The 16,662-nt window shown below is 46.8% G+C and carries 17 protein-coding genes and 2 tRNA genes; 14 read left to right on the forward strand and 5 right to left on the reverse strand.

Going from position 1 to position 16,662, the window contains the following annotated elements; translation table 11 throughout:
• The first annotated feature begins 1 nt into the window (after position 1).
• From MHM94_RS04055 to MHM94_RS04065, 3 genes are all read left to right on the forward strand, one after another.
• Entirely contained in the window at positions 2-1,222 is a 1,221-nt protein-coding gene (locus MHM94_RS04055; protein ID WP_235419074.1) for an amidohydrolase family protein, read from the forward strand.
• Positions 1,223-1,558: 336 nt separating this feature from the next.
• The gene (locus MHM94_RS04060) at positions 1,559-1,990 is read left to right on the forward strand and encodes a DUF6795 domain-containing protein (RefSeq protein ID WP_022943985.1); all 432 of its coding nucleotides are present in this window, start codon (positions 1,559-1,561) and stop codon (positions 1,988-1,990) included.
• Between the two features lie 51 nt (positions 1,991-2,041).
• Positions 2,042-3,208: a lipase family protein gene (locus tag MHM94_RS04065; RefSeq protein WP_045978711.1), complete on the forward strand. Its 1,167-nt coding sequence runs from the start codon at positions 2,042-2,044 to the stop codon at positions 3,206-3,208.
• Positions 3,209-3,243: 35 nt separating this feature from the next.
• Here the strand turns inward: MHM94_RS04065 and MHM94_RS04070 are convergent, their stop codons facing one another.
• From MHM94_RS04070 to MHM94_RS04090, 5 genes are read right to left on the reverse strand one after another with little or no spacing between them, the layout of a single operon-like run.
• Complete coding sequence (locus MHM94_RS04070) at positions 3,244-3,573, reverse strand: TusE/DsrC/DsvC family sulfur relay protein (protein ID WP_138508472.1); 330 nt, start codon at positions 3,571-3,573, stop codon at positions 3,244-3,246.
• A 13-nt stretch (positions 3,574-3,586) separates the two neighbouring features.
• Positions 3,587-3,856: a DsrH/TusB family sulfur metabolism protein gene (locus tag MHM94_RS04075; protein ID WP_022943982.1), complete on the reverse strand. Its 270-nt coding sequence runs from the start codon at positions 3,854-3,856 to the stop codon at positions 3,587-3,589.
• Entirely contained in the window at positions 3,853-4,209 is a 357-nt protein-coding gene (gene tusC / locus MHM94_RS04080; protein WP_138508381.1) for a sulfurtransferase complex subunit TusC, read from the reverse strand. Before tusC ends, MHM94_RS04075 begins: the two co-directional genes overlap by 4 nt.
• On the reverse strand, positions 4,206-4,559 hold the full coding sequence (gene tusD / locus MHM94_RS04085; RefSeq protein ID WP_130145235.1) for a sulfurtransferase complex subunit TusD: 354 nt from the start codon (positions 4,557-4,559) through the stop codon (positions 4,206-4,208). Before tusD ends, tusC begins: the two co-directional genes overlap by 4 nt.
• 56 nt (positions 4,560-4,615) lie before the next feature.
• Positions 4,616-5,281 carry a Bax inhibitor-1/YccA family protein gene (locus MHM94_RS04090; RefSeq protein WP_022943979.1) on the reverse strand — a complete coding sequence of 222 codons (666 nt, stop codon included), beginning with the start codon at positions 5,279-5,281 and terminating at the stop codon, positions 4,616-4,618.
• 226 nt (positions 5,282-5,507) lie between these two features.
• Here MHM94_RS04090 and MHM94_RS04095 point away from each other — a divergent pair.
• From MHM94_RS04095 to MHM94_RS04145, 11 genes are all read left to right on the forward strand, one after another.
• A tRNA-Ser gene (locus tag MHM94_RS04095) sits at positions 5,508-5,598 on the forward strand.
• 44 nt (positions 5,599-5,642) lie between these two features.
• Positions 5,643-5,733 (forward strand) — tRNA-Ser (locus tag MHM94_RS04100).
• 116 nt (positions 5,734-5,849) lie between these two features.
• Entirely contained in the window at positions 5,850-6,236 is a 387-nt protein-coding gene (locus MHM94_RS04105) for a hypothetical protein (protein ID WP_022943978.1), read from the forward strand.
• Between the two features lie 143 nt (positions 6,237-6,379).
• Positions 6,380-6,838, forward strand: a complete 459-nt coding sequence (locus tag MHM94_RS04110; protein WP_022943977.1) for a GAF domain-containing protein — start codon at positions 6,380-6,382, stop codon at positions 6,836-6,838.
• The gene (locus tag MHM94_RS04115; RefSeq protein ID WP_235419073.1) at positions 6,838-7,116 is read left to right on the forward strand and encodes a hypothetical protein; all 279 of its coding nucleotides are present in this window, start codon (positions 6,838-6,840) and stop codon (positions 7,114-7,116) included. The genes MHM94_RS04110 and MHM94_RS04115 overlap by 1 nt, the downstream gene beginning before the upstream one ends.
• A 15-nt stretch (positions 7,117-7,131) precedes the next feature.
• Complete coding sequence (gene proQ / locus MHM94_RS04120; RefSeq protein WP_022943975.1) at positions 7,132-7,776, forward strand: RNA chaperone ProQ; 645 nt, start codon at positions 7,132-7,134, stop codon at positions 7,774-7,776.
• Between the two features lie 16 nt (positions 7,777-7,792).
• Positions 7,793-9,823 (forward strand): carboxy terminal-processing peptidase, encoded by a 2,031-nt coding sequence (prc, locus tag MHM94_RS04125; protein WP_022943974.1) that lies wholly within the window; start codon positions 7,793-7,795, stop codon positions 9,821-9,823.
• 142 nt (positions 9,824-9,965) lie between these two features.
• Entirely contained in the window at positions 9,966-11,441 is a 1,476-nt protein-coding gene (gene nhaC / locus MHM94_RS04130) for a Na+/H+ antiporter NhaC (RefSeq protein WP_045978717.1), read from the forward strand.
• 55 nt (positions 11,442-11,496) lie between these two features.
• Positions 11,497-14,106 carry an aminopeptidase N gene (pepN, locus tag MHM94_RS04135; RefSeq protein WP_235419072.1) on the forward strand — a complete coding sequence of 870 codons (2,610 nt, stop codon included), beginning with the start codon at positions 11,497-11,499 and terminating at the stop codon, positions 14,104-14,106.
• A gap of 1 nt (position 14,107) precedes the next feature.
• Complete coding sequence (locus MHM94_RS04140; protein ID WP_026110974.1) at positions 14,108-14,329, forward strand: DUF2835 domain-containing protein; 222 nt, start codon at positions 14,108-14,110, stop codon at positions 14,327-14,329.
• A 243-nt stretch (positions 14,330-14,572) separates the two neighbouring features.
• Positions 14,573-16,660, forward strand: a complete 2,088-nt coding sequence (locus MHM94_RS04145; RefSeq protein ID WP_022943970.1) for a DUF1302 domain-containing protein — start codon at positions 14,573-14,575, stop codon at positions 16,658-16,660.
• The last annotated feature ends 2 nt before the right edge of the window (positions 16,661-16,662 follow it).

Here is a 16,662-nt window from a genome sequence, read left to right on the forward strand (position 1 = left end):
TATGATGAACTTATTTAAATTGACAGCAATTAGCGCCGCCTTCGTAATGAGCACGCAAACGTACGCTGAAAGCCTGGCGATTACCAATGCCACGGTCTATACCGCAGCACAGCAGGGCGTATTAAAAGACGCAACAGTGGTAATAGAAAACGGTAACATTGTTGCTGTGAACCCCAGTGAAGTGAGCGCCGACACCATTATTGATGCTGAGGATAAAATTCTCACACCGGGCTTTATTGGCTCGCTGAACGGCTTAGGCCTTGTGGAGGTCAGTGCCGTTGCAGACTCGCGTGATGGCGGTGACAAAAAAGCGACAATGACTTTCGACCCAAGCTTAGCCTTCAATCCGCGCTCTAGCTTAATCCCTTATGCACGCAAAGGCGGTATTACCAGCAATGTGATTGCACCCTACGGTGGCGATGATATTTTTGCCGGCCTGGCGTCATTGGTGTCGTTATCAGGCGAATTTGACAGTGTAACCCGCCAAGGCGTGGCCTTATATGTAAAGCTTGGAGCTAAACATGAAGGCTCACGTGCGCTGTCGCTGCAAACACTGATTGATACGCTAGAAAAGCACAGTGAACGTGATGAAGACGACGATAAGTCCAAAGGCAAAGAGGCAGAAATCCTCGATGCTGTCTTTGCCAAAGAGATCCCGCTAGTGATCGATGTGTCGCGGGCATCGGATATGTTAGAGCTGCTCAAAGTAAAAGCACGCTTTGATGTCGACATGGTTTTTGCCGGGGCGCAAGATGCCGTATTAATTACCGAGCAGCTTGCTGACAGTGATACACCTGTGGTGATCAGTGCCATGGATAACCTGCCAGGTAGTTTTGACTCGATGCACGCTCATTTAGAGAACGCTGCGAAATTGGAGCAAGCAGGCGTCACCGTGATCCTGACCATTGCTGGAGATAGCGCCCACAACTTGTATCAATTGCGATTTGATGCGGGCAATGCCGTGTCATATGGCATGACAGCGCAAGGGGCACTGGCAGCGATCACCAGTAATGTTGCCTCGGCATTTAATTTAGATGTAGGGCAAATTGCACCGGGTAAACCCGCTGATTTGGTACTTTGGAGTGCTGATCCGTTCGAGTTCAGTACTCGCATTGAAAAAGTGTGGATAAACGGTACTGAGGTCTCAACTCAGTCGCGCCATGATAAATTACGTGAGCGTTATACCACGGATAGTGAGATGCCAAGGGCTTACAGCAAATAAGTCATTAGTATGAGAAAGTATTAAAAGGCGCTATAAGAGCGCCTTTTTTTATGCCAAATAGTGATTGAGTTTTGCTCACAGTGTTGTTTACAATATGTGAACATACTCAAACAGGTTATGTGCGTTTGCATTTAGCCAAGGAATGAATCGCGCTCAGGGAAGAATCGCCATACTGCATAGGTATGTCCCCCTTCCTCGTTGCGCTTCACTATGTGGAGCTTCGCTTTGATAGACAATTCCAATGTTGAATCTGGGTCGTGGTACCGACAGCTTAAGCTCTCGGTCACTGTACTCGTTGGTATATCACTGTTAGTACTTTCTATAAAGGTATTCGCTATGTTCGGAATTTTTAAAAAACACACCGTACAGTTATCACCCGAAGTGTATGGCCAAGTGCAACACAACGGTGATGCGCTGGCGCACATGACCATTCACCGCGATATTAGTTATGGCGACGTTTACAGTGACAGTGTGACCACTGACGAGAAGGGCCGTTTTCACTTTGAAGAAAAAAATATTGAATCGTCAAAGCCGGGCAATATGTTCGATAACGAAGGCATCGCGCAAGCAATTTATGTCATTGTTGACGATAAGAAATACACGCTCTGGGGCACGTTGATTGGTCAAGTTGAAGGAAATGACATTGTTGCCGCCAAACTTAAAGATTTGCACTGTGATATAGGGCGTGAAGAAAAAATATACGACTTTGAATTTAAAGATGTACCGGGCAGATACCAAACTATTTATGGTGTTTGCAACTTAGACTGATCGCTGCGGTTTAGCGACGCAAAAAATACTCATACAAGGAATTAAGTAATTATGAACACTCTTTCCCCGCGTCAGGCCTCTGAACTCGCCGCCATGGCGTACCGTGCTAAAGGTGCAAGTAAGGTGCTAGATGTGCGCTCTATCGTTGGCCCTAATCTACGTAACTCGTTTGAGTTTGTCACCGGTGACAGTGTTGTTGACGGTGTCTCAGGTGGTTTTTTCTCTCATCTGTTCGGCTTAAGCACGGGCTTTGCTTTTGTTGGTAAAGGCATCAACGAGTTTGCCGGCGATAGCGTTATTGCGATTCGTGGTACTGCCTCATTACGTGATGGACTGACAGACTTAAACTGTGGTCTTAGCGCCAGCAGCAGTAATAAAATGGTACACGCCGGATTTAATAAAACCTTCAACTCCATGAAGCAGGCGTTTGCTCAGTTTGTTGATAGTAACCGCAAAGCCGGCAATACAGGTGTTGTGCATTGTGTTGGCCACAGCTTAGGCGGGGCGTTGGCACAATTGACCGCTGATTGGGTGAACACCGAGTATTCTTTGCCAACTAAACTATATACCTTTGGCGCACCGCGTGTAGGTAAGACCGATTTTGCCCGCTCAACCACTACGAAGCTAGAGAATATATACCGCTCTACTCATGGTGCCGATCCGGTTCCTAAAGTGCCGCTTTGGCCTTTTATTCACGCGCCGTTTAATGGCAGTGAATTCCGCCTCGACGATGGCCAAGGCCTTAACGTGTCGGCCCATAAGCTCGATGGCACTCCGGGTTACTTAAATACCGCTAGCGCCAGTGACTGGTCCACCTTAAAGCAGCGCTCAGATAATTTCTTGAGCCAGCCTGTGCGTCTTCGTTTTGAAGACAGAGCTCAGGCTTCATTCTCAAGCCATTGGGCGGATAAAATAAGCTCAGCGTTGATCACTTTGTTGAAAGACTCCGGCTATTACACGGCAGTGGTAACGCAAGCGGCGATCAGCAGTTCGTTAACGTTCTATGATATGGTCGCGCGTACCTTAGAACAGGTAGCGAAGGCATCTGCGCGTTTTGCCGAGCAAACCTTGGGTTTATTAGGGCATATGCTGGTTTTCGCAGGCAAGGTTGTGGGCAAAGCGTTTGAGCTAACTTATAACATGATTAAGTGGGTCTTCGACTCGACCATGGGAGCCCTGTATCGCAGTGTGCGTGGCGCCCTTAATGGCTTAGATTAAAATAAAAACGCTCGCAACTGCGAGCGTTTTTAGTATTAAATACATCGAGCCGGTTTGGGTAAACCGGCTATTTTAGTTGCTTGTTTTGCCGGCCCCTTGGGAAAGAGTTTATACAAGTATTTGCTATTACCCTTGTCCTCACCCAACTTCTTTGCCATGGCCTTTACCAGCATACGAATCGCTGGGCTGGTATCAAATTCCTGATAAAAGTCACGGACAAACATAACCACTTCCCAATGCGCCTCTGTGAGTTCAATATTCTCTTGCGCGGCGATAACTGGAGCTAACTCTTTCTGCCACTGGCTACTATCGAGCAGATAGCCTTGTTTGTCTGTTGCTATTTCTTGGCCGTTGAATTCAATCATGTTGCTCACTGATTTACTCACTGATTGTTCGTTGGTATTGTAAGGTCAATTCGACCCATTGCGCATCGTTAATCACGGTGACACCTGTTGTGCGATGGTGCCCGCCACAGGCATTCACATCTTGCTCAAGGGCATAAGTGGCCACACCCAGCCCTACAAAAGCCGATGCATTGTAACAGGCCTCAGCGCGTAGTAACACGCCGTCTTCCTTGCTAATGATGCTGCTCAGAGTAGGGTGCTCGCTAAGTGCACTACGCACAATGAATAATGTACCTTTGCTCATAAAGTCACTACCTTATCCACTTGCTTGATTAATGCACGCTTGTCATTGTCATAGGCGATTTGCACCTCTATCGCCAGGTCATCTGTGCTCAAGCCATGCTCGTTCAGCGCATCGGCGCACACATAGACAGATTCAATATCATAGATTTCCAACATGCCGATGGCTTTAGTGAAGTCTTTTTGTTGCTGCGCACTGGGGCGTTGATTTTTCACTAGTGAGAGTACTGCTGCGCCTTCTAGTAACCAGGTAACCTGCTGATCAATAGCGGCGAAAATAAGGACCATATCTAAGGACTCGCGCAGACTTTGCTGATGATAGGGCCCGTGTTTAGAGATGACTAAGATGTTATTCATTTGAATTGTACCCACCTGTCGGCGTCAGTGGCGAGCATGGCAAACTCTGCAAGTCCCGAGACGGTAAATAGTTTAACCTGCTCGGTGTCAATGCCGCGCTTGTTAGCTGCGGTGATACACAGGCTCAATTCAATTCCGCTATCAAATAGCTGCTGCCACAGCGCTGCGACATCGAACTCATCGCTACTGACATCGAACTGATCCAGCGCATGATAAACCCCATCTTGATAGAGAAAAATCGTTTTTATTTGGTGCCCAAGCGAGAGGGCATTGTCAACAAAGCGTTTGAGCGCCACCAAAGTGATGGCATCACTCGGTGCGCTATGCAGTGATAATACGAAGCTGGCCAAATTACATCCACAAAAAAGCCCCAATGAATGGGGCTCATTTTAGCAAATATTGCTAATTAGTCATCAGCTGCGCCAAGTAGGTGCAGTAACGAAGTGAATAAGTTATATACGTTTAGGTACAACGCCACAGTTGCACGCACGTAGTTAGTTTCACCACCGTTAATGATGCGGCTGGTATCAAACAGGATGAGGCCTGACATGATAAGCACAACGGCTGCATTAGTGACCATGAACACCATCGAGCTACCGATAAAGATATTAACGATGCTGGTGATAATCACAACAACCAAGCCAACCATCAAAAAACCGCCCATAAAGGAGAAGTCTTTCTTAGTCGTGAGTGCATAAGCAGAAAGACCAAAGAAGATCAGTGCCGTTGAGCCAAGTGCTTGCATGATCAGCATTGGGCCGTTTGCCATCGCAGCATAGTGGTTCAACATCGGACCGAGGCCGAAACCAAGAATACCGGTAAAGGCAAAGGTCAGTAGCACACCCGCTGAAGAGTCTGCTTTTTTGTTGATAATGAACAACATGCCGAGGGCAATCAGTGAACAAACGATACCGGTAAAGAACGGTGGGTTAAGCGCCATTGAAATACCCGCTGTCACAGCACTAAATGCCAACGTCATCGCGAGTAAAAAGTAAGTGTTTTTTAAAACCTTATTTGTCTCAATGGTCGACATCACCGGCTTAGCCGAGCTGTACGAGTTATTAAACGCCATTGTGAAACTCCTTAAATTGAAATCGATCCTCGAAGTACCCGAGGGCACCTGAGTTAAAGATTACCAAGTCTTCTATATATGGGCAAACCTTTACCTTTCAATAGACTGCAAAATTCGCAAATTGTTCGATTGCTGTGCGATTATGATAAAAAATAGCCATTTAGAACATTATTTTAAAATAACACTTCACAAACGTCAGGCATTTCACTAATATGCACGCCGCTGCGGAGAGATGGCAGAGCGGTTGAATGCACCGGTCTTGAAAACCGGCATGGGTTAATAGCCCATCTAGGGTTCGAATCCCTATCTCTCCGCCACTTAATTTTTATTTAGGTGACGCAGTTATCTAAGTACCGCTTTAGGAGAGATGGCAGAGCGGTTGAATGCACCGGTCTTGAAAACCGGCATGGGTTAATAGCCCATCTAGGGTTCGAATCCCTATCTCTCCGCCACTATTAAAGGCCTCAGCATATGCTGAGGCCTTTTTGCTTTCTACGACTAACGTCGCTATTGGCAGGATTTTGCAGATCTGCAATGCTTTCATAAATCATGTTCAGCAGTCACCATTATGAAACACACCCTCGCAAAAGCAGTTTTATATTCCTTATTAGCACCGGTATTGATTGGTGTGGTGTTAGGCATTTATTACGCCTTAGGGGCACAGCAAAACGGTGCGCAGCTATTTTTTGCCGTATTGTTATCTGCTATTGCTAACGCCCATATCTTGGGATTGGCGATGGCTGTGTTTGTCGTCCCCGGTTATTTGCTGATGTACAAGTACAATAAAGTGCATTACAGCGGCGTACTCACATTAGGTCTACTAGGAGGGGCGTTGTTCAGTTATGCTTTTGGCGCGCAGGCGGGGTTTTTACTCATTGTCAACGCACTGATGGCGGCACTTGGGAGTGGACTGTTCTTGTTTGCCCTGCGCCGGGGTAGCGCCCGCGAAGCTTAATCTTACCTATCTTCATGGCGTAAAAATAATCAATCAGCGTTTTTTCAAGCGACTGCATCACTTTTTTCATGATAAAAGGTTTCATTTGCGCGCCACAAAGAGTACCTTAAACACTGCGTATTCTATGTGAAGTAGTAGTGTGAATGAGTAAAGAAGCCTTTTATGAATCCCTGACACAGCAAGCACTCGCGCTGGTCAGTGATGAAACCAATCAAATTGCTAATATGGCGAACATTAGTGCGCTGTTATTTATGTCTTTAGAGGATATAAACTGGGCAGGGTTTTACATTTTGGAGTCGCCACAACAAATGGTGCTAGGGCCGTTCCAAGGAAAACCAGCGTGTGTACGCATTGAAGTTGGAAAAGGTGTGTGTGGTACTGCTGTTGCTGAAGACACCACTCAACTGGTAACTGACGTTCATCAATTCCCCGGGCATATCGCCTGCGATGCGGCGTCAAACTCTGAAGTTGTGGTGGTGGTGAAAAAGCAAGGAAATGCCATTGCCGTTCTTGACATCGACAGTCCTACAGTGGGACGGTTCGATGAGCAAGATAAGCAGGGCCTTGAGAAGCTAGTTCACAGCATCGAAAAATACCTGTAATGAAAGACATACTTAGTGTACATGACTACCTTTTCGCACAGTCCGATATTGGCGACTGGGAAGGGGAAGAGGAGTTCGTTACTGAGCGTTACAACGAACTAATCCACCATGCATGGGAACGCTTGGATGATGATCTAAGCTGCGAACGCATAGATGAAATAATTAACGGTATTTGGGAGCAATTACGCGGAGACACCGCGCTTCTCGATGCTGAACACGAAGAATTAATGGACTGGGTTGAACACTATGTCGACTCGGCGCAAGACGAGCAGATGTAAATTTAAGGTTTAGAAATGGAAACCACAAACAAGCTAAAAGACATAAACGAAGTATTGGAATTCCTATACCAGGAATTTCCCAATTGTTTTAAACAAAAAGAAGGCATTAAGCCACTTAAAGTCGGTATTTTTAAAGACATTGCTGAGCGTATTGAAGGCAGTGAAAAGGTCAGCAAAACGCAAGTTCGTCAAGCGTTGAGAAAGTACACTTCACACTGGCGCTACCTTGAAGCGGTTGTTAATAATGAATACCGCGTTGATTTAGATGGCAACCAAGCAGAAAAAGTAGAGCAAGAGCACGTTGAGCATGCAAAAACTGCGCTTGAGCAAAGCCGCGCAAAAATGGCTAAACGTAAAAAGCCTGCTCGTGGTGCTAAAGACGGTGATACAAAGGGTTACAAAAAACGTCCAAGTGGACCTGGTAAGCCTCACCCTAAAGGCGCTAAAGTCAAAAAGAATGCAGAACCTGCACCGCGTCGTAGTAACAAAGTTGAACCTTTGCCAAGCGACAAGGTCAAGGCTAATACCAAAGTTAAAGTTAAACTAGGTCAGGCGCTAGTCAACGGTACTATCACTGAAGTCAACAAAGATGATATCCACGTTGAATTAGTCACCGGCATGCAGGTAAAAACTAAAGCAGATAGCTTATACCTAGTATAAAAAGAAGGAGTTGTGCATGAGTAAGTCGTTTTCACTCATCCCACTGGTCGCTGCCCTTGTAGCAGCACCGGCCTTAGCCTCACTGGATAAGGTCACCATGGCTGATTTGCCGACCCTACAGCAGGAGTCGCAACACAGTACAGCAAGTAAACGAGTGACGAATCTCTTCACACGTGCACACTACAAGCCAATACGATTCAATGATGAACTGTCGGAGCAAATGTACGACCGTTACATTGAATCGTTGGATTTCAATCGCACTATCTTCCTAGAGCAGGACATTGCTAAGTACGAGCAATATCGTGATAAGTTTGATAATGCATTGAAATCCGGCAAACTCGATTTTGCCTATGACTTATTTAACCTTAGTATGAAGCGTCGTTTCGAGCGCTACGACTATTCATTGTCTTTACTTGAGAATGAATTTGACTTCACTAAGGACGACAAATATTACTTTGACCGTGAACAGGCGCCCTATGCGAAAACGCAGGAAGAACTCAATGAGTTATGGCGACAAAAGGTCAAATACGATGCGCTGCGTTTGAAGCTGACCGGCAAAGACTGGGAAGGCATTAAAGAGGTATTGGAAAAACGCTATACCTACACGTTAAAACGCTTAGTGCAAACAAAAAGCGAAGACGCTTTCCAGATTATTATGAACGCGTTCGCGCGTTCTATTGAAGCTCATACTTCCTATTTATCGCCACGACGTGCTGAGCAGTTCAAGATGGACATGGATCTTGAACTCGAAGGTATTGGCGCGGTCCTCAGTTACGACGAAGACTACACCGTTATTCGCTCTCTAGTGCCCGGCGGCCCAGCGGATAAAACCGGTGAAATCAGCCCCGAAGACCGCATTGTCGGTGTTGCTCAAGGGGAAGACGATTTCGTTGATGTGATCGGTTGGCGTTTAGATGATGTCGTTGATCTCATTAAAGGCCCTAAAGGCACTGTGGTGCGGTTGCAGTACCTAGAGGGGAAAGACGACCACGGCATGCCCAAAGTCGTAGAGATCACGCGTGATAAAGTGCGTCTTGAAGATCGTGCAGCGAAATCGAGTGTGTTCGAAGCCAGCTATTCTGAGCTGACCAGCAAAATTGGCGTGATTGAAATTCCAGGCTTCTATAACAACCTCTCTGAGGATGTTAAAGGCGAGCTGGTCAAGTTAAAAGAGCAAAAAGTAGATGGCGTAGTTATTGATTTACGCCAAAATGGTGGCGGCTCCTTGTACGAAGCCACCAAGCTGACAGGCTTGTTTATCGATCAAGGGCCGGTGGTGCAAATTCATACTCTTAACGGGCGAATTGAGCAGCAAAAAGACCGAGATGGCGTGACCTATTACGATGGCCCATTGACTGTGCTAGTGGACCGTTACAGTGCATCGGCATCGGAAATTTTCGCGGCGGCTATGCAAGATTACGGTCGTGCGGTGATCATTGGTGAGCAAACCTTTGGTAAGGGTACGGTACAGCAACACCGAGGCTTGGGACGCAACTACGACTTGTACGACAACCCACTGGGTAGCGTGCAGTACACCATCGCTAAGTTCTACCGTATTGATGGTGGCAGTACCCAGCACAAAGGCGTGGTCCCTGATATTGAGTTGCCTTCTCCGATAGACCCCGCAGAGTGGGGAGAGAGCCAAGAAGACAACGCGTTGCCATGGGATAGCATTGTCCGTGCTAATTACGCGATGGTCGATACCCTTGATGGCACCATCAATTATTTGGCGAAGGAGCACGATAAGCGTGTTGCCAGTGAGCCTGAGTTCAATTACGTGATGCAAGACATCAAAAAGTACAAAGAAGAGAAAGATCGTAAATTCATCTCTTTGAATGAGAAAGAGCGTCTTGACCAACGTGATGAGCGCAAAGAGCTTGCTTTGAAGCGCACCAATGAGCGGCTTGCGCGTCTAGGATTGGAAAAAGTGGAAGACGTTGATGATGCCCCTGAGGTATTAGATGAATTCGACCCATTCTTGGAAGAGGCGGCGTTGATCACCCAAGATTATATTAAACAAGGGCGATTGGCGAAGAACAATAAGTAACCAAAAACCACGAAAAAGGGCGCTTTGAGCGCCCTTTTTGTCGTTTAGACGGTGTTAAAAATGTTTTCCTCTGGTACTCTTTGCGCTGATAATAACAATAACCCTCGTGTGTTGTGCTTAAGGCGAGGGCAGGAGAATCATTGTGACAACCACCAAAGAAGCCAAGTTTCTTGATGCATTGATCCCCATCGTCGTGCTTATTTGTTTGCTCGGCGCAGCGGTGTATCTCTATGGTGACAGCTCGTCGTCAGGCCCCAACCAAATAGCCTTACTGTTTGCGACGTTCACCGCAGCATTGATCGGTTTAAAAAACGGCTATACCTGGAAAACCCTTGAAGAGGCGATGATTAAAGGCATCACTATCTCCTTGGGCGCTATATTAATACTTTTGATGGTCGGCGCCTTGATTGGCACTTGGCTGCTATCGGGCACCGTGCCGACGCTCATTTATTACGGCCTACAAATTATTAACCCGCATTGGTTTTATGCCGCAAGCTGCGTTATATGCGGAATTGTGGCGATGAGTATCGGCAGTTCTTGGACTACCGCAGCCACCATAGGTGTGGCCTTACTCGGGGTAGCCAATGGGTTAGACTTAGATCCTGTGGTCACCGCCGGTGCGGTTATATCCGGTGCTTACTTTGGTGACAAGCTCAGCCCACTGTCGGAAACCACTAACTTAGCGCCAGCAGTGGCAGGGGCCGACTTATTTACTCATATCCACCACATGCTTTGGACCACGGTTCCGAGTTTTGTGATAGCCGTGATTATTTTCATCTTTATGGGCTTTAACGCCGATGTGAGCAGCGATACCGCAGGCATAGATAACATGGTCGGGCTGTTGCAGGACAACTTTAACATTAGCATCGTCAACTTGGTGCCTTTAGTGGTGTTGTTGGCACTGGCTATTCGCAAAATGCCGGCATTCCCTGCAATTTCTATTGGGGCAGTATTAGGCGCGGTGTGGGCGCTGCTGTTCCAAGGCGAATTATTAGCCAGCCAAGTGGATGTCTCCCAAGGCCAATTAGTTGGCTATTTTAAGCTAGTTTGGGCAACCTTTTTTGACGGTTTTGCTATTCAAACTGGCAATGCAAAAATGGATAGCTTGCTCTCTGGCGGCGGCATGTCGGGGATGTTGACCACCACTTGGCTCATTATGATGGCGTTGATGTTCGGCGCTATCATGGAAAAGACCGGCCTGCTAGATGTGTTTGTGCGCAGCATCTTAAAAATAGCTAAATCCACAGGTTCGCTTATCGCATCCACTATCGCCACATGTATCGGCACCAATTTAGTCGCTGCTGATCAGTACATTGCTATTGTCGTGCCGGGTCGAATGTTTAAAGAAGAATACAAAAAACGGGGCTTACGCCCAGTGAATTTGTCTCGTACGTTAGAAGATGGCGGCACTATAACCAGCCCACTTATCCCTTGGAATACCTGTGGTGCCTACATGCAAAGTGTACTGCTAATTAACCCATTTGATTACGCTCTATACGCCTTCTTTAATTTGATTAATCCAGTGTTAGCAGTGATCTATGCTTATTTCGGTATTAAGATTTTAAAGCTAGAGCCAAAACACTTACAGCCTGAAACACAAGCGCAACGTAGCGAATAACCTATAATGTGGGCATCACCTGATGCCCACTATGAGCAACAGAGGACTGTCCTATATGACCTCCCAGCATGGCAATGCGAAGTATTTAAAAGACTACCAACCCCCTCATTTTTTTATTGATACCCTCACCTTGGACGTTGATTTACAACCGACGCAAACCACAGTGTATGCCCGCTCCGAGGTGCGTCGCAATGAGGCAAACCCGGCAAACGACTTAGTGTTAGATGGTATAGATTTATCTCTTAAAGAGGTTAAAGTTGATGGTCATATATTCACCAATTACGACATTAACGATGAGCAATTACTGCTGCGCGATGTGCCACAACACTTTGTACTAGAGATAACAACGGCCTGTTCGCCACAAACTAATAGCTCATTAGAAGGTCTGTATTTATCAGACGGTGCTTATTGCACCCAGTGTGAAGCTGAGGGATTTCGTAAAATCACCTACTTCCTTGATAGACCCGATGTTATGGCCGAGTATGAGGTCACCATCAAAGCGGATAAAGCCCAGTTCCCCTACCTACTGTCAAATGGCAACAAGATTGCCAGCGGTGACTTGGCTGATGGTCGCCATTTTGCAACTTGGCAAGACCCCTTTAAAAAGCCAAGCTACTTATTTGCCTTGGTAGCCGGGGACTTCGACGTATTACGCGATAGCTACACAACCGTCTCTGGTCGTGAAGTGGCATTAGAGCTCTATGTAGATAAGGGGAATTTAAGTAAAGCCCCGCATGCGATGGCGTCGCTCAAGCGGGCAATGCAATGGGATGAACAGCGCTTTAATCTTGAATACGACCTCGATGTGTACATGATAGTGGCGGTCGACTTTTTCAATATGGGAGCGATGGAAAACAAAGGGTTAAATGTCTTTAACTCGAAATGTGTGCTCGCCAATGCAGAAACCTCAACGGATCGCGATTTCCATTTGATTGAATCTATTGTCGGTCACGAATATTTCCATAATTGGACGGGTAACCGTGTGACTTGTCGGGATTGGTTTCAGCTCTCTTTGAAAGAGGGATTGACGGTGTTTCGAGATCAGGAGTTTAGCAGTGATCTAGGCTCACGAGCCCTCAACCGAATTGATGCGGTTAAGGTGATGCGCACACATCAGTTCGCTGAAGATGCGGGGCCAATGGCTCATCCTATTCGCCCTGAGAAGGTATTAGAAATGAATAATTTTTATACCGTGACGGTGTATGATAAGGGCGCCGAAGTGATCCGTATGCTGCATACATTGCTGGGTGAGCAAGGCTTCCAAAAAGGCATGCAGTGCTACATTGAGCGTCATGACGGCCAAGCGGTGACTTGTGATGATTTCATTAGCGCTATGAGTGATGCGAATGGCTTTGATGCCTCTCAGTTTAAACGCTGGTACAGCCAATCGGGTACCCCACAAGTGCATGTTCAGGAACAGTTCGACGCGCAACAGCAGCAATATGTACTCACCCTGAGTCAGCATCATAGCCCGACAGCAGATCAACCAAGCAAAGATAATTTGCTCATCCCTGTGGCGATTGAACTGCTTGATAGCCAAGGTAAGGCATTGAGCTTAAATGCGCATGGCGTCGCTGATAACGTATTGCAGTTACACCAAAGTGAACAGCAGTTCGTGTTTGATAACATCACCGAGCGACCCGTAGCGGTGCTGTTTGAGGATTTCTCCGCGCCGGTTAAAGTTCAGTTTGAGCAGAGCCTTAGCGATCAATTGCATATAGTGCGCCATGCTAGCAGCGACTTCTCCCGCTGGGATGCGCAGCAAAGTGCATTAAGCGGGTGTATCCTAGACGAGCTTGGGCGGGGCGAAAAAGCCCAGCTTGATGAGGCAGTGTTAGCCACGTTGAGTGACTTACTTAATGCCGCACTAGCCGGTCAAGAACATGATCTGGCGTTAGTCGCAGAGCTATTACAGCTACCTAGCTTTGATACCTTGAGTGCTAATTTTGAGCAAGTTCCTGTTGATGCCATCACTGCGGTGACTGAGGCATTTGCGCAACAAATTGCCGAGCACTTGCAAGTGCCGCTGAGCGAAGTAGTGACCCAACTCAGCGACGATAAGCAGCAATCGCAACAAAGCGTTGCCAAGCGAGCGTTACTTGCGACCTGTATGGGGTATTTAGCGCGCGTAGATACGCAGCTCGAATTTATTGAGACTCAGGCACATCAGGGCTCAATGACTTTATCTTTGGCGGCGATAAAAGCGTTGATCCTTGCTCAACACCCTCGCAGTGGCGCTATGTTAGACGAGTTCGCGGCGCGTTGGCAGCATGATACTCTTGTGATGGATAAATGGTTTAATCTTCAGGCCCTGCGCAAAGGCTCGGACAGCTTCGCCAATCTGACTCGTTTATACCAACACCCTCACTTTAGTTGGCGTAACCCCAATCGAGTACGTGCTCTTATTGGTGCCTTTGCGATGAGTAACCCAACGCAATTTCATGCCAAAGATGGGCAGGGCTACGCGCTATTGGGTGATGCCTTAGTGAAGCTCAATGATATTAATCCACAGAACGCTTCGCGCCTGATCACGCCGTTGTTGGCATGGCGACGTTTTGATAGTACGCGTCAGCAGTTGATGAAAGAGCAACTAGAGCGTTTAAAGGTATTACCAAAACTCAGCAAAGATTTATTTGAAAAGGTAGATAAAGCCCTCAGTGAATGAGATTAAAGAATTTTATTTCACGCTATCTATGAGTTACAGCCAGTGTCTGGCCTATTACAAAGGCCGGATTTCTGCTGTACAAGTCATTGATGACGCCGGGCGAAAAATTCGTTTCCCGGCTAACAAACTGCTTCCCTATATGTCACAAATCGGCATCCGTGGGCGTTTTCGCTTGTTATTGGATGCGAATAATAAGTTTATTCGCTTAGAGCGCGTTCACTAATTCAACCTGCTTATGTGCGCTATTTTTAAACAGTTGTAAATTGCATTTGTCGTTAACGTTATTGTCATGTATAAAAATAGTGGTAGGATGTCATACCATTAGCGCAGATAAAGGAAAATTAACGCTTATTACAGGCCATTAATCTAGATTGTTTGTAAATTTCGCGTATCCTTTCTAATGTATAAGACTACACTAAAAACAATAACTTGATCTTAATTACCCGCGCAAAGGGGGGAAGCAACAATGATAAGACAGCCACTATTTGCTAAGCATCGTTTAGCGCTCTGTGTAGGGGGAGCGATGCTCGGCATGAGTAGCGCCGCACACAGTGCCAGTTTTACAGTCGGGGACTTCGATGTTAACTTCGACTCGACATTTTCATACGGACAAAGCATTCGTACGGAAGATAGAAACTTCGACGCCAACATAGGTAAAAGTAACCATCCACGCTTTGACTGGACCGGTTATAACGCCGCTTTGAATCCAATCTATTCATCTGCAGATGTGTGGGCCCAACCTGGCGCTTACTCTAATAATGGTGATGCGGGTAACTTAAACTTTGATAGTGGCGATACCTTTTCACAGCAGCTAAAGGGCACACATGAGTTAGCCATCAATGGCGACATGTACGGTTTCTTCTCGCGCTTCATGTATTTTTATGATTTCGCTTTGATGGATGGTGACTTTGCTTACACCAACCCTACCTCAGGGGAGCAGGTTGATCCCTGTGACTATGACGAAACCAAAGAGCAAGTCTGTGCTGATTTTCGTTTGCTTGATGCCTTCATTTGGGCCGATTTCGATTTCAATGAAGGTCGCAACCCGCTCTCTGTGCGTTTAGGTCAACAAGTTGTAAACTGGGGTGAAAGTACCCTGATATCACATGGTATCAATGTTAACCCTGTAGATATCGACCGTCTGAAGGCACCGGGTGCTGAAGTAAAAGAAGCCTTTATTCCCGTCGGCATGTTATGGGCGTCACTAGGTATTACCGATAACATCTATCTGGAAGGTTTCTATCAGTACGAGTGGCATGAAACTCGTCTACCAGCATCGGGAAGTTATTTCTCGACCAACGATTTTGCCTCGGAAAACGGTTTTAACCAAAACGTACAGTTAGGTTTCACCTCCAACCCAGATATTGACCTTGCCTTTTTAACCGAGAGCCTCAACAACCTTGGCAGTGATTGGCAGATGGCCGCAGCGGCGCAGGGTATTGACCCTAATTCAGCAGCGGGGCAACAGTTACTGGCTAATATGTACTTGGCATACCCCACTAAGGTGGCACTAAAAGGCAAAGGTCACAAAGGTAAGACTGAGCCCGATGATGGCGGCCAGTATGGTTTGCGCCTAGGTATGTTTATGCCTGACTTTAATGATACTGAAGTAGCGCTTTACTACATCAATTATCATAGCCGCCGCCCAGTTATCTCTGGACAAGTATCGGACTTTACCGCCATTGGCGATGATTTAGCCATGTTGGCGACGACGGAAATCACAGAAGACAACGTCACCGATCTGCAAGCGTTTACCAAAGCGGTATTAGCTTATCCAGAAGACATTAAACTGTATGGCTTGAGCTTTAACACGGCGTTAGGCGAGACAGCATTCTCAGGCGAATTTGCGTTTCGTCAGGATGAACCACTGCAAGTGGATGACGTAGAGCTTCTATATGCCGGTATGCCTGAGCAACTCGCTGTTGCCGGGTTACGTCCAGAATTTGCGGGTATTTCACAGTTGAGCCCAGGCGATGCGACGTCGGTTGTAGGCCCAGGTGAAACGGCACAGGGTTATATCTTGCGCAACACGGCACAGCTACAATTCACCGCCACACACCTGTTTGGCCCTTATCTAGGTGCTGACAGCTGGGCCGTTGTTGGTGAAGTCGGCGGGGTGCGTGTTAATAACATGCCAGAGTACGATGAGCTGCGTTTGAATGTGGCGGGGACTGGACGCAGTGGCGTCATTCAAGGACCTGCGGCTGACTACACCGCGTTGCAAATGGCGCTATCCAATGGCCCAGAAACAAATCCATTCCCAACGGCTTCGGCGTGGGGATATCGTCTTATTGCCAAGGGGGATTACTTCAATCTCTTCTCAGGCGTAAACTTTTCACCTAAGTTCGTATTCTCCCACGACGTCAATGGCATTACACCTGACCCAATGTACTTGTTTATTGAAGATAGAAAATCGTTGGGGATTAACCTGAACTTTAATTATCAAAATACTTGGTCTTTCGACGTAGGCTATAGCTCTTTTTGGGGCGGTGGTGCGACGAATAACTTCTCAGACCGAGACTTTGTGTCGTTTAATATTAAATATTCAATTTAAAA

This window comes from Pseudoalteromonas sp. CNAT2-18.1, assembly GCF_022347865.1.
Classification (GTDB): domain Bacteria; phylum Pseudomonadota; class Gammaproteobacteria; order Enterobacterales; family Alteromonadaceae; genus Pseudoalteromonas; species Pseudoalteromonas ruthenica.